This window comes from Desulfosporosinus sp., from assembly GCF_014237355.1.
GTDB lineage: Bacteria > Bacillota > Desulfitobacteriia > Desulfitobacteriales > Desulfitobacteriaceae > Desulfosporosinus.
This window is the reverse complement of sequence record NZ_JABZFS010000080.1, coordinates 35,147-48,885: the sequence shown is the minus strand read 5'-3', so window position 1 is coordinate 48,885 and position 13,739 is coordinate 35,147. Positions and strand designations below refer to the sequence as shown.

General features: G+C 40.2%; 13 protein-coding genes and 1 riboswitch. Of the genes, 9 read left to right on the top strand and 4 right to left on the bottom strand.

Translation table 11 applies throughout. From position 1 onward, the window contains the following. The first annotated feature begins 76 nt into the window (after positions 1-76). Positions 77-268, top strand: a complete 192-nt coding sequence (locus tag HGJ98_RS19445) for a helix-turn-helix transcriptional regulator (RefSeq protein ID WP_291353367.1) — start codon at positions 77-79, stop codon at positions 266-268. A 190-nt stretch (positions 269-458) separates the two neighbouring features. On the opposite strand, the gene HGJ98_RS19440 is transcribed toward HGJ98_RS19445, so the two are convergent. Beyond that, positions 459-1,442 (bottom strand): hypothetical protein, encoded by a 984-nt coding sequence (locus tag HGJ98_RS19440; RefSeq protein WP_291353366.1) that lies wholly within the window; start codon positions 1,440-1,442, stop codon positions 459-461. 941 nt (positions 1,443-2,383) lie between these two features. On the opposite strand from HGJ98_RS19440, the gene HGJ98_RS19435 reads away from it, so the two are divergent. The 4 genes from HGJ98_RS19435 (at position 2,384) to HGJ98_RS19420 (ending at position 7,917) form a co-directional block, all read left to right on the top strand. After that, positions 2,384-2,635, top strand: coding sequence for a hypothetical protein (locus tag HGJ98_RS19435; RefSeq protein ID WP_291353365.1), 252 nt, complete (start codon positions 2,384-2,386; stop codon positions 2,633-2,635). Positions 2,636-3,000: 365 nt separating this feature from the next. Further along, a complete protein-coding gene (locus tag HGJ98_RS19430; protein WP_291353364.1) occupies positions 3,001-4,071 on the top strand; it encodes a diguanylate cyclase in 1,071 nt (356 codons plus the stop codon). Positions 4,072-5,065: 994 nt separating this feature from the next. Continuing rightward, a complete protein-coding gene (locus tag HGJ98_RS19425; RefSeq protein WP_291353363.1) occupies positions 5,066-6,382 on the top strand; it encodes an N-acetylmuramoyl-L-alanine amidase in 1,317 nt (438 codons plus the stop codon). A 272-nt stretch (positions 6,383-6,654) separates the two neighbouring features. Next, positions 6,655-7,917, top strand: a complete 1,263-nt coding sequence (locus HGJ98_RS19420; protein ID WP_291353362.1) for an ammonium transporter — start codon at positions 6,655-6,657, stop codon at positions 7,915-7,917. On the opposite strand, the gene HGJ98_RS19415 is transcribed toward HGJ98_RS19420, so the two are convergent. The 3 genes from HGJ98_RS19415 to HGJ98_RS19405 form a co-directional block, all read right to left on the bottom strand. Further along, complete coding sequence (locus HGJ98_RS19415) at positions 7,914-8,252, bottom strand: P-II family nitrogen regulator (RefSeq protein WP_291353361.1); 339 nt, start codon at positions 8,250-8,252, stop codon at positions 7,914-7,916. The two genes, HGJ98_RS19420 and HGJ98_RS19415, sit on opposite strands and share 4 nt — an antisense overlap. 209 nt (positions 8,253-8,461) lie before the next feature. Continuing rightward, positions 8,462-8,590, bottom strand: a complete 129-nt coding sequence (locus tag HGJ98_RS19410; protein WP_291353360.1) for a hypothetical protein — start codon at positions 8,588-8,590, stop codon at positions 8,462-8,464. 67 nt (positions 8,591-8,657) lie between these two features. Next, complete coding sequence (locus HGJ98_RS19405; protein WP_291353359.1) at positions 8,658-9,218, bottom strand: peroxiredoxin; 561 nt, start codon at positions 9,216-9,218, stop codon at positions 8,658-8,660. A 355-nt stretch (positions 9,219-9,573) separates the two neighbouring features. Continuing rightward, a riboswitch (SAM riboswitch) is annotated at positions 9,574-9,703 on the top strand. Positions 9,704-9,828: 125 nt separating this feature from the next. Between HGJ98_RS19405 and HGJ98_RS19400 the strand changes: the two genes are divergently transcribed. From HGJ98_RS19400 to HGJ98_RS19385, 4 genes are all read left to right on the top strand, one after another. Continuing rightward, entirely contained in the window at positions 9,829-11,025 is a 1,197-nt protein-coding gene (locus HGJ98_RS19400; RefSeq protein ID WP_291353358.1) for a homocysteine biosynthesis protein, read from the top strand. A gap of 5 nt (positions 11,026-11,030) precedes the next feature. Continuing rightward, complete coding sequence (locus HGJ98_RS19395; RefSeq protein ID WP_291353357.1) at positions 11,031-11,432, top strand: NIL domain-containing protein; 402 nt, start codon at positions 11,031-11,033, stop codon at positions 11,430-11,432. Continuing rightward, a complete protein-coding gene (locus HGJ98_RS19390; RefSeq protein WP_291353356.1) occupies positions 11,433-12,206 on the top strand; it encodes a UPF0280 family protein in 774 nt (257 codons plus the stop codon). A 375-nt stretch (positions 12,207-12,581) separates the two neighbouring features. After that, positions 12,582-13,721, top strand: a complete 1,140-nt coding sequence (locus HGJ98_RS19385) for a CapA family protein (RefSeq protein ID WP_291353355.1) — start codon at positions 12,582-12,584, stop codon at positions 13,719-13,721. The last annotated feature ends 18 nt before the right edge of the window (positions 13,722-13,739 follow it).

Sequence of the window (13,739 nt, the reverse complement as noted above, 5' to 3'; positions counted from 1 at the left end):
TTTATAGACTTCGACTACTTATGACATGTTTTTCCAAGACCCTATGCAATAATAAGGCAGGAGAGGAGTGAACCACTTGCTCTGCCATAATAAGACTCTTGGACAGCAAATAGCCCAACAGAGAAAAAAGCGACAGCTATCTCAAGCTCAGTTAGCTGCTATAACGGGAATGAATCCTAAATTTCTAAGTAATATTGAAGCAGGCCATAAGGCTAGAATTCGGATTTATACGCTTGCACGATTAGCGGCTGGACTTGGGATGAGTTAGCTGCAAACGTTTAGGATCTTGGTTGAGCTTAAAGGGAGCATGGATCTATAAACGTCTATAAGTTCGTTTTTGTAGTCTTTATCGAAGTGCCAAACTTTTGTTCTTGAAACGAGAAAAAATGAAGGTTACGTCAAGTCCCCTCTTACCTTTTGGACGAAGGGATTGAATTATCGCATCGTAAATACTTTTGTTAGCTGATGTCAGCAAGTGCCTCATTAATAGTATTGGCAGCTACTTCAGCAAGTTCAGAACTTAAAGATAAAATCTCACCAACCAATAAATATGTATTTAAAAATAGGGATTTTGCTTCTTCAACATCAACATCGTTATGGATACCAGTAGATACTCGATCATATATATTTGCTATATTCTGACGAATTTTCTTCTTTCTGGAAGTGCTGTGACATCTTAGGTGCACATAAGCATTAAGTCTATTTTGGTGCTTATCTGCTTTTAGAGACAGTGTATTGCCTCCAATCTCTATTGTTTCATCAGTTGGCGGATATATTGTATCTGCGAACGCATCAATAATTCTACGACATGTAGTTAAAGCTTGACTAATAGCCTCGGTATCTCCCTCAGATAACCTATCCATTACGGAAGGAATTTGTTCTAAAACATTTCCACAGTTTTCTGATATTTGTAAGTCGACATCTTTTTTATATTTATCAAAGATGCTTTCAGCTAAATTATCAAAAACTTTTGCATAGTAAACATCCGACACAAATTGATGTAAAATACCTAATACTCTACTTTTTATGCCACTTAAGGTTGAAATGTTATTTGATGTGGTAGACATTGCATTGGCAGCCGAATTAACAGCTAACAGTGCTTTATCTCCGCTACTATCAGGTATTCTCATTGCACTTAACTGCGATTTTTGTGCATCAATTGCAGCTTCGATTTGTGCCAGTGGTCCCCAATAACCATATCCTTTCTCTATGTCAGTCCATCGCCCAGTTAAACCCATATATTTACGTGAAATCTTGTTACTGCTGTTATAGCCTCGCATTTCAATTGATAGCCAATATTTTGTTTCTTCGGATCCTTCATATCGAGCAAGTCTTGTAGCCTTTAATAATAAACTTTCAGCGGGCAATCTTGATAATTCAATATCATCCAAAAGTTCCTTTGCAAGTTCTAAAATATGCTTCGATCTACTATTTTCATTCACTATGAACACTCCTATCTCTAATTAGTGCAAACAACTCCAGAATGCTGATTTCATCTAACGCTGGATGACCGAAATAGGTTTGCATATATCTCTTATTACTATGTCTTCGTCATTTTAGCATAAATTTCCTCCTGCGTCTTCGATATCTGCCACTACGACAAGCACATGATCATTTCCCATTTTCGGTGCCCTAAATATCGGCGGTTTGGAATGTTATTTGGTTAGCTAAATTCCCATTTATACTAGTGACGTTTGTTAATCTAAGTTCGCCACTAATTTTTTGCTTATCCTATTCACGCCAATGAATAAATTTACACATTGTAGTTGGGATTCCTTAATTAATTAGTGTTGTTAGGTGTAGTTTGAGCATCAAAAAATCGTCGCCAAATCGTCGCCCAAACTTCCTAAATGTCGCCCAAAATCACCGAATTGAACAAAATCTAAAACCCTGAAAACCGCTTGTATCAAGGGTTTCACAAAATGGCCCATCCTTCACAAATGCAATTTATCTCACTCGTAATGAGCAGGTCGTCGGTTCGATTCCGACCATTGGCTCCACTGGAAACTTACTCCCGCAAGCGATTGCGGGATTTTGCTTTTTCTGGGAATAGGCTCATTTTAACGAATCGTCGCCCAAATGTACACGTACCAGCGGCTTCATGTTTTAGGGGTTACCTATTCGATATATCATAAGGGGGATAGTATGAGTTTATTACAGGCGATGCCTACGCCGCATAATTAGCCTGACCCAACTTAAACATGACAAATTTAAAGTAAAAACGCCGTGGAGAAGGCGTTATTTTTATTGCCAAAAAGATAGGCGTAATGACGGATTATTAGCCCATAGGCGGATCCGATTAGAGTTTTCACGGATTCCGAATCATCAACATACTATGCCATAGAAGAACAAGCCTTAATGGTTTGTGAAGGAGTGGTAATCTGTGGCGGCTGAACTGATAATTTTGATCGGATTTGTCTATGCAATCGTAGAGTCTCTTGAGAAGTTAGGCTTAAGTAGAAAGATTGCACACTTGCTTGCAATTCCTTTAGGAATCCTCAGCAGCTTTGGCCTGCTAAACTGTACCTCGATAGTAGAGTATTTTGCAAAAGGATTTTTAATTGGAATCTGTGCAGTTGGAACTTGTGATACTGCTTGCAACATTTTGGCTAAGTTTAAGGATACCAATAAATGATCATAAAACGCATAATAAGTTCTCATGGCCAAATTAACGGCAATGGGAGCTTGAGAACCTGGATTTTGGCAAACCCCAGGAGGGCAATGGATCATCAAGGGGTTTGTTATCATAGCCATTATTATCAACCTTGTAGCGATTAGACAGAACGTCAACCCTGAATTTCTAGCCAGCATATTTGGAAAGTGAGGTGAGTAATTTGGGCGAATTCGGAAATGAGATTTTTTGAGATTAACCTTAATAAAAATGGCTTATTCCATGCTATAATATTTAAGCATAAATTCAATTAAGCAAATTAAATAAATAATTGTGTAGTATATTAGAAAACTTCTCTTGATAAGTTTTCTAATAAACGGAGTGTGGATATGCTAAACGACGTACTATTGAATGCAGCAATTCTAATTGCATGCTTAAGTTTAGGAAATCAGATTTTAATAAATCACGACATTGCACCTACGTCACCTCTTAGATTGAAGTTGTTTATTAGTATAATGCTAGGAGTATTAGGGATATTTCTGATGATCAATAGCATTCAAATAATGCCAAAGATAATACTAGATTTTAGAAGTACTCCAATACTAATAAGTGCAATTTATTGTGGATTTATGCCCTCCATTCTTACGGCTTTAATAATTGGGGTATTTCGTTTATTGTATCTAGGTATTTCTTTTACTTCCATACTGGGACTAATAACGGCTTTAGTAGTTGGTATTAGTTGTGGTCTTATTTCTAAGCTTAAGATTAGCAATCGTGAAAAATGGATTTATATGAGTATTTGTATTTTATTAATCCCCACAATAGGATTTGTCGTTTTATTATATAATCAACATTTATTAAGTAAATTATTAATAATATATTGGTTAGGTACATTTCTGACTCTAAGTTTGGTTTATTTTTATTTACAATTTCTTCATTTTTCGAAGCAGAATTATAAAAAGTATAAAAAGGATTCCACTAAAGATCACCTTACGGGTTTAAACAATGTAAGGACGTTCGATACAGAACTTAATAAAGTAACTAAAAGAGTAACAAATAATAGCTTAGTGGCATTACTCTTAATAGATATTGATTTTTTTAAAAAGGTTAATGATGAGTATGGTCATCAGAATGGGGATAAAGTTTTAGAGGATTTAAGTAAGATCTTACTGAGTTCAAGTAAATCTTCTGATATAGTATCTAGAAATGGTGGAGAAGAATTTTCGATAATAATCACAGATTGTCCACCAGAAAATGTATTAAAAGTTGCAGAGAGGATTAGAACTGTAGTTGAAAAACAGGGTTTTTCTTTAATTGATAACAGGATTATTAATATTACAGTTTCTATTGGTGTTTCAATTTACCCAGATAATCATATTGATAAGTTAGTCGAGATTGCAGATGCTGCGTTATACAAAGCAAAACGAACAGGTAGGAACAAAGTTATTGTTGCAACGTAGATAGTCCATCACTTTAAGAATGTTAGCCAAATGACGTTCCATGCCTATTGATGATTATTTATTTCAGATAAAAGGGAGCACTTTTCGCTTTATTAGGTGTGAAGAGCTCCTTTGTTTTACTTGTGAAAAAAAGCTGGAACCATTCAGATCAAACAAATTCATCAACCCCATGGCTATGATTCACTGCTTTTTCTTAGATAATCACGGAATTGACAGTGAACAGGGAATTACGCCTGAAGTTATTAAGGAATTTCAGCTCAGGATAAACACAGTGCATTGGAAGGAAAGAATGCTTACGCAGTTAAGATCCGGGGTTTTTTTGACCCAGGTTTATCATCATATTTTAGTTTTTCGCTAAGCCTGTCGCACGCCAATGACCTTGATCTGGAGGCATCACAAAAAAAGGTCCCTCCGAAAAACGGAAGGACAAAAGAGTTTAACTACATGAAAAAGACTAAAACAGCCTTCGACATATTATACTATATATTTACATATATGTGTTAAAAAGTAACTTGGTAACTTATAGAACTAAATGTAAAGACCCCCTCTTTTGCCAATGGGGGGGCCTATCCTATACCCCTTGCTCCATAGTCTAGTATCGTAGTTGTGATTATCAAGTGGTATACGTATCTCGTCTTCAAGATACTGTAAAATTAGTTTTAATTTCTCGTATAGTATTATTTATTTCCGAAATCATGCATATCCCCTCCTCATAATAAGCTATGCAAGAAATCTTAGATGTGGTACAAGTAATTACCTGTTTTAAATTATAATAACTAAAAAGTAACCTGATGCCAATCTTTACCATCCTAAGGTTATGACACTAGGCAAGGATTTATCGAACTGATACATAAACTCCTCAAATACATGCAGGGGGAGTTTTTTCTGATCCTTTAGTCAAACGAACTCTCTCTAAATATTTCACTTGATAAGTTGGTCAAAGTAGTAACCCCTTTTAAATTTTCAAGAATAGAATATAAGGGGAGGGTTTGATGTGAAAGTATGTATTGATCCAGGGCATGGCGGTTATGATCCAGGAGCTATGGCTTACGGGTTGAAAGAGAAAGACCTAACGCTGGACATTTGCCTCAAATTAAAGCCATTACTAGAGTTTAACGGTATAAATGTAACCCTCACTAGAGAAGGGGATTACGCTGTTGGGCATAATGAAAATAACCTAAATGGAGAGTTGTGGGCGCGAGTCAACAAGGCTGAATCTGCAAAGGTCGATTTATTTGTTTCCGTCCATATAAATGCAGGTGGAGGCACAGGAGTTGAAGTTCTTATTATCGGTCCTGGCGGACGAGCGGAAAAGGCTGCAAAGAAGGTATTACCCTTTCTTGTTCAGGCTGGTGGTTGGGCAAATCGCGGAGTCAAAACCCAGAATGTCATGGTGCTCAGAGAAACGAGTATGCCTGCCATTCTAACGGAGAATGGATTTATCGATAAAGAAGCAGATGTGGCCAAGCTAAGGGAACCAAACTTCCGACAGACACTTGCAGTAGCTCATGCTAAAGGGATCTGTGATTATTTTGGTATTAAATATAGGGAAGAGATTTCGTCACAGCCCAACCCTAGTGTTATGTATCGTGTTATTTTGGATGATAAGCAGACTATGGCCTTGAGTTCTCAAGACAATGCGATCTTTGAGGTGAAAAAGGCAGTTGATAGTGGTCAAGCGCTAAAGGGGGTTGTACAAAGAACATCAGACGACGTAAACATCTTCGTGTATGATCCAGCCCCAAATGTAGTGAAAACTCCAATTATGGGTATTGAAACCATCACCATTATGCAATGTTCGCAGTTTCTATTAAAGCATAATCCTAATGCGCCGGATATTATTCCTTTCTACAAGAAAAATGGGGAAATCCTTGGCCTTAGATGGGGCTACGCAGTAGCCCAAATGATTAAAGAAACGGGCTATCTTAAATTTAATGGGGCAGTAAAAGCAGAGCAAAACAACTTCGCGGGTATTGGAGCTGTTGGAGGGGGAGCTCAAGGCGCAACATTTTCTACCAAGGAAGAAGGGGTATTAGCTCATTTGGAACACTTATTTGCGTACGCTTCAAAAAGTCCTTTGCCAGTTGCAATTCCTAAAGTAGACCCCCGCTTTGACCTAGTTACGAGAGGAAGTTGCCCGAACTGGGAAGATCTAAATGGACGTTGGGCAGTTCCGGGGAATGGGTACGGCGAGGACATCGTAAGAATATATAATTTGATTGCGAAAGAAGTTATATCCGGCGACATTGAGGAAACGTCTATACTAAAGAAAATATATAAACTTATATCAGATTACTATGAAAGAAAGTAATACTATCGTTATCAAATAGCTCTAACTATCAGTCATTATGTTATTATGTATATTGTATAATCATAAAAAACACTATAGACACCCTTATTTTTGGAAGCTATAATGAGATTGCTTATATTTAGAAACAAGAGAGCAAAGGGGCTCTAAAAGCGACGTTTTTACAAACGCCTTTTAGAGCCCCTTTTTATTGTGGGTAGAATGTGTTGTTAAGGGATTATCCATTTCATTCAAAGAGACACTTGGATAAAAATAGTAATATAAGGGGGATCAATATGACGACGTTAGATTCTGGGGATATTTCGTTTGTAGTTATATGTACACTCGTAGTCTTTCTAATGACGCCTGGGTTGGCATTATTTTATGGTGGAATGGTTAGAAAGCGGAATGTGCTTTCCATTATGATGCAAAGTTTTGCTGCCATGGGAATAGTCACAGTTATTTGGGTATTATTTGGTTATTCCCTAGCCTTCGGACCAGATCACGGGCACCTAATAGGCGGACTTGATTGGATAGGTCTTAGAGGAGTTGGCCTTTCTCCGAATCCTGATTATGCTCCTACAATCCCACATTTGTTGTTCTTTTTATTCCAACTAATGTTTGCGATTATTACTCCAGCAGTCATCAGCGGAGCAACAGCTGAAAGATTACGTTTTACGGCATTTGTATTGTTTGTGATTTTTTGGAGTATATTTGTATATATACCTTTAGCCCATTGGGTATGGGGTGTTGGTGGATGGATGCGTAATCTTGGAGTCTTGGATTTCGCGGGGGGTACGGTTGTTGAGGTGGCTTCTGGTGTGTCTGGGCTGGTAGCAGCCTTTGTAATAGGTAAACGATTAAAAGTGGGGTACGAATGGAACATCCCGCATAATATGCCAAACGTTCTTTTGGGAGGCGGGTTACTGTGGTTCGGTTGGTTCGGATTTAATGCTGGAGGAGCAATGGGGGCAAATAGCGTGGCAGTACTTGCTCTTGCGACAACTCAAATTGCTGGGGCAACAGGCATGATTGGCTGGGCTCTGGTCGAATGGCTCCATCGCCGTCAAGTAACGGTCTTTGGAGCGGTAAGTGGAATCATTTCCGCCCTTGTGGCCATTACACCAGCAGCAGGATATGTTTCAACAGTCAGTGCCTTATTGATTGGTTTTATTGCTGGAGGAGTCTGTTATGTAGGTGTCAGCATTCTTAAAGCCAAACTGGGATATGATGATGCTTTGGACGCCTTCGGGATCCATGGGATTGGAGGGACTTGGGGGACAATCGCCACTGGGATTTTTGCCGACTTAAGCCTTAATCCACAAGGTAAAAACGGCTGGATTAATGGAGGAGGATTTGAACCCGTTTTAATACAGATGCTTGCAGTCCTAGCTACTTATATATTTGTTGGAACGATGACATTTATAATTTTGAAGGGAATAGCTTTGATTACCCCCCTAAGAGCAAGCGATGAAGAGCAAGTTAACGGATTAGATTTAACTCAACATAGAGAAAAGGCTTATCCGGACTTCGAACTTAGTGATAATGTCTATATTTAAAGGGCTGCATCACCATGTTCACCTGTCCGAATTCGGACTGCATCAATAACATCAAAGACAAAGATTTTGCCATCTCCAAATTCCCCGGTTTTTGATGTAGTAACAATGGCTTTGATCACTTCTTCGGCTTTTTCTGTTGAAACCACGACTTCTAGTTTAATCTTTGGAAGAAGTTTGGTAACGATTTCTTGACCACGGTAAATTTGGGTGTAACCTTTCTGATTTCCAAACCCTGAAACATTAGAGACGGTCATTCCATTTACGCCAAGGTTTGATAGAGCAACCTTCACGTCATTCATTTTTTCAGGTCTAATAATAGCCTCGATTTTTTTCATAGTACCACCCTTATTTCTAGTTTTGCTGCCAGACATTCAACTTATTATATCAGAATGTTTCTATGGATAAAATCCTTCCAAGCGAAAAGCCGGGCTTAAGCCCGGCTTTGAGGTGTCTTTTTCTTGAATGGAGAATTTTTGCCTCGATCTGGTTTCCCTGTCTGTGCTTTATCCGTTGCTTTATTTGACATCTAGATGCCTCCCCTGTCTTAGCTAGGATTATACGTTGTTTGTCCATCCCGGCCATAATCTGTCCGTCCGTCCTGATCCGCTTGGTGGCTATAGGGTAGGTCTTCACGTTTAGGAAATGGTTTTTTACTTTTCTTTGGCTGATCCATAAGTATTCCTCCCTATTGTTGGAATACCTTTAGAATACCCTATGATTTAATAATTATTAGCATTGAATTAGACTTTTCCCACGAATTTAAAATCCTTAAGGATACCAGTCATTCCAGGCTTCCAGTATGCAGGTACCCCAAGGCCAGTCGTTTCTTCATAGATCAGTCCCTGTATAACCCGAATAATCTCAGAGACGTTACGGCCAACCTCGGGAGGATAGAGACTGGCATACTGCACCTTATGATTAGGAGAAATAATATAGGTAGCTCGGTAAGCGATTCCTAATTCTGCTCTAAGGACGCCATATTGATATGATATGGAGTGTGAACGGTCAGATAGGAGGGGATAATGTATGGTACGTGCAGAGGGAGATGTTTCTGCGAAGACCTTATGAGAATAGACACTGTCTGTACTAATAGCTAAAGTTATTACACCAAGTTTTTGAAATGTCTCCTGTTGGGCAGCCACGGCTGCCAATTCTGTCGGTCAAACAAAGGTAAAATCGCTGGCATAGAAGAATAGGAGAACCCATTGATTTTGGAAATCCTTTAGGCGAATCGTTACTTTTTTACCATTTTGGTATGCCTCGGCTTCGAAATCTGGCGCATGTTGGGTTGGATAAATCATGTAGGAACCTCCCCTCAATATACACTCTGTTTACTCTATGTTATCCAGAGGTAGTTTGACACGTTAGGGTAGATGGAGCAAGGAATCATCCTACAGCCTTTAAGTTTGGGATATAAATGACAAAAAAAGATCTCCTTAGGGTCTAAGGAGATCGAAAGAAGAGGACTAACTACATGAAGAAAACGAAAAAGACTTGATACTATTATATGTAGGAATATGTCGTATTATATTATGTCTAAGGCATGAAATATTTTACATTAGTTGGCTCCAACTTCAGGCTAACATTAACAAAAAGTTTATGTTGACATGATATAAACTAGATGTTAGACTCAGCGTAATGAATTTAATTAATAAGCTCTTATCCGGAGTGGTGGAGGGACTAGCCCTATGAAACCCGGCAACCAGCTTGATGCGCGACGATGTCATGGCGTGGACAAAGCATGGTGCTAATTCTTGCAGGAGAAGATTTTCCTGGCAGATAAGAGGAGTGTCGAATATTTGAGATTTTGGCCTCTTCTATCACAGAAGAGGTCTTTTCTATTAGGTAATTTTTCTCTCGTCTATAGTTTATTAGTACAAGGGTGTATCAAATCTGGAGGTGGAGATCGTCATGGGTGTAGAAAAAACATATGCAGAAATTAATGCAAAGATCAAAGCAGGCAAAGCAGTAGTGGTGACAGCTGAGGAGCTTATCTCCCTAGTAGAAGAAAAAGGCCTCTCCAACGCAGCCCAAGAAGTCGACGTGGTAACGACGGGCACCTTCGCTCCGATGTGTTCCTCAGGTGCCTTTTTAAGTTTTGGGCATACAGCCCCACGTATGAAAATGCAGAAAGTTTGGCTGAACGGGGTAGCCGCTTACACAGGAATAGCGGCAGTTGATGCCTATATCGGTGCGACGGAGATGCACGAAGATGATCCTCTTAACAGTAACTATCCGGGGGAATTTAGATATGGCGGAGGACATGTTATTGCGGACCTCGTGGCACGCAAACCTGTTAAATTAAAAGCACTAGCCTATGGTACAGACTGTTACCCTCGTCGCAATTTAGAAACGACTATTACATTGGATGAGATCAATGAGGCAATTCTATTTAATCCTCGCAATTGCTATCAGAATTATAACTGTGCCGTCAATCTAACCGACCGAACGATTTACACGTATATGGGAATGATCAAGCCCAATTTAGGTAATGCCAATTTTTCTACAGCAGGACAACTGAGCCCGCTTTTGAAGGACCCCCATTTCAAAACAATTGGTGTGGGAACAAAAATTTTCCTCGGCGGCGGAATTGGTTATGTTGCCTGGAACGGTACTCAACATTTTCCATCCATGATTGACTTAGATGGTAAAGAACTGGGTAGTGCAGGGGGAACACTGGCTGTTACAGGGGATCTGAAGCAAATGAGTCCGCGATGGCTTGTTGGTACCAGTTATCTAGGGTATGGAGCAACCCTGAGTGTTGGAATCGGCATACCGATCCCAATTCTAAATGAGGAGATTGCCCTATATGCTGCTAAGAAGGATGAGGAATTGTTTGCTCCCGTAGTCGACTATGGGGAGGCTTATCCTTCATTTACTCCGGGTAATCTGGGATATGTTAGTTATGCAGACCTTAAGAGCGGAAAGATCACTGTCAATGGTAAAGAAGTATCCACGGCTCCTTTATCGAGTCTGCCCCGGGCCCGTGAGATCGCAGCTACTTTAAAAGGGTGGATTCAAAAAGGAGAGTTCCAGTTAACAGAGCCGGTTAAAACTCTTCCCTCACCCGCTGATGGCGTTATCGCTCACAGTTTAAAGGAGGATTGATGAAAGTGTCGCCGAAGAGAATAGTATTGCGTTTTGGAACAGACATCTCCGTTAAGCCTATTGTGTACCGCTTGGTTAAAGATTACGATTTAGTGGTGAATATCGTTAAAGCGGACGTCAACCCGCAAAAAGAAGGTACAATGATCTTAGAGGTTACCGGAGATCAGAGTGAAAACGGACTAAACTATTTGCGAGATCTGGGGGTTTCAGTTCAAGCCCTCAATCAAGAAATCGTACGCAATGAAGAGAAATGTGTCATGTGTGGAGCGTGCACCGGGGTTTGTCCAACGGGCGCCTTATATATGGAACGCCCATCGATGGAAGTGCGCTTCGATGGGGATCAATGTGTTTTTTGTCAGCTTTGTGTGAAAGTCTGCCCAATGTGGGCCATGGAGGTTCGTCTGTAATTGGATTTTACGGAACGCACTTATCGGGAGTATCACCGCCAAGAGGATCTGGTACATTTTCAGATTGTTGTGGAAGAAACTGATTTGGATATTGGAATACGAAAAGAACGATTTTCCCCCGAACTGGTAGAGTGGGTAGCAGAAACCATTCGAGCCTGTCGCAAGCCACTTGAAGATTATATTCAAGTTGATCATGATTTTGTAAGTTCTTTAACACCATACACAGTTTTACCAGATGCTCCAGTAATTGTTCAGACTATGGCAGAAGCCGGACGCCTTGCCGGAGTGGGTCCCATGGCTGCAGTTGCAGGAGCCGTGGCAGAATGGGTTGGAAAATCCATTGCCAAGCGCTCCCGGGATGTGATTGTGGAAAATGGCGGGGATGTTTTCATGCGTACCAGTCGGATTCGCAAGGTTGGGATTTATGCTGGGGAATCCCCTTTGTCTAATCGAATTGCAATTGAGGTTAAACCGGAACAGACTCCTCTTGGAATTTGCACATCTTCAGGAAAAATAGGTCACTCCTTGAGTTTTGGTCAAGCCGACGCCGTAGTCGTCCTTTCACCCTCGGTTCCCTTAGCGGATGCAGTAGCCACGGCAACGGGAAACCTTGTTCAGACTGTGGAGGATTTAGAAGGAGCCCTTGAATTTGCTTCTCGGATTAAAGGGGTTACGGGTGTTCTAATCATCAAAGACGAACGCTTAGCTGTTTGGGGAAATGTAAAGCTGCTACCGATAAAAGCTTGTCATCCTGAGCACAGCGAAGGATCTTAGCCCCATCGTTTTATTAGTATAATTCCGTACGAAAGGACCGAGGCGCCAGCCTCGGTTTTTCTTAAAAAAAAGAAACCTCCCCGTCGGGAGGTTTAAGTTTTTGCGCTAATGTCTTTAATTTCTTTTATATAACTTGTACAATACAAATTTAGCACGAATTGAAGGAGGAATCAATGCCCATTTTTTAGGAGTTTTTGATAAAAGGGAGTTAATTAATCATAAAACCAAATTTTAGAATAGATTTATGTTCCATTTTGAATATATTCTCGAAATTGGAAGGAAACCTCCACCTTTTATCGAAACTAACATAGAAAGAGGTGATAATTTCTGAAACGTTCAAGACTCATTGTTATAGGATTTTTATGTTTAACTTTATTGGGATGTGGGGTTCAACCGACGTTAGCACCTAAAATTTCAACGCCAGGCGTTGGAGGGTCAGGGGAAATATCCCCGGAAAAAGAACCAAAAACTCCTGTCCGAAAAACCGTTACTCTAGTGGCAACTGGGGACATTCTAATGCACAATACTCAAATAGCCTCCGGTCAGCAGGCGGACGGAACCTTCCGATTCGACACTTTCTTCGCTCCTGTAAAATCCTTAATTCAGTATGGTGATTATGCTTCTACCAACTTCGAAGCAGCAATGGCGGGTAGAGATTCAGGTTATACAGGATATCCTAAGTTTAATAGCCCGGATGAAATGGCTGCAACTCTTAAAGAAGCAGGCTATGACTTGGTCATCACCGCGAATAACCATATTTTAGATAGAGGTTACTCGGGCGCGATAAAAACCATGAGAGTCTTAAGAAATGCAGGATTAGATATTGTAGGGACATATCAAAGTCAAGAGGAGAAGGATACCTATTTGATTAAAGATCTAGGGGGAGTCCGAGTTGGGTATCTGGCTTACAGTTATGGAACAAATGGGATTCCAGTTCCAAAGGAACACCCCCATTTTTTCAATTTCCTCAATCGGGAGACAATCTTAAAGGATGTTAGTAACCTCCGACCAAAGGTGGATGTTCTAGTTCTCGTGTTACATTGGGGGGTTGAATATAGCCTACAGCCAACGGCGGATCAAAAAGAACTGGCTCGTATCTTCCTTGAGGCGGGAGTGGATGTCATCCTAGGTAGTCACCCTCATGTAATTCAACCCATGGAAGTTATGAGAATTAATAACAAAGATAAGTTTGTTATTTATTCAATGGGCAATTTTATTGGGGATCAACGTGGGGTTGAACGGAATAGCGGAGTAATTTTAAACTTGTCCTTTCAAAAGGACGTGAATGCAGGGGAAACTATTCTAAAAAATGTATCATACACCCCAACCTATTCACATAGTTATCGGGACAATGGGCGTCTTCGTTTTCGCGTAGTGGATGTTAAAGCTGCCATTCGCCAAGTACAAGAGGGCAGAGACCCTTACCTAAAGCCTTCGGATTTGACAGTTTTGAAACAGGTCCTTGCGCAAACTCAAAGGCAATTAGGTACACCATTTAATAACGAAGAGGAATAGACTCCCCGGATGTATAGT

Coding starts and splice junctions, on each gene's coding strand:
- HGJ98_RS19420 (WP_291353362.1), top strand. CDS start 6,655: ATGACGACGTTAGATTCTGGGGATATTTCGTTTGTAGTTATATGTACA.
- HGJ98_RS19415 (WP_291353361.1), bottom strand. CDS start 8,252: ATGAAAAAAATCGAGGCTATTATTAGACCTGAAAAAATGAATGACGTG.
- HGJ98_RS19410 (WP_291353360.1), bottom strand. CDS start 8,590: ATGGATCAGCCAAAGAAAAGTAAAAAACCATTTCCTAAACGTGAAGAC.
- HGJ98_RS19430 (WP_291353364.1), top strand. CDS start 3,001: ATGCTAAACGACGTACTATTGAATGCAGCAATTCTAATTGCATGCTTA.
- HGJ98_RS19400 (WP_291353358.1), top strand. CDS start 9,829: ATGGGTGTAGAAAAAACATATGCAGAAATTAATGCAAAGATCAAAGCA.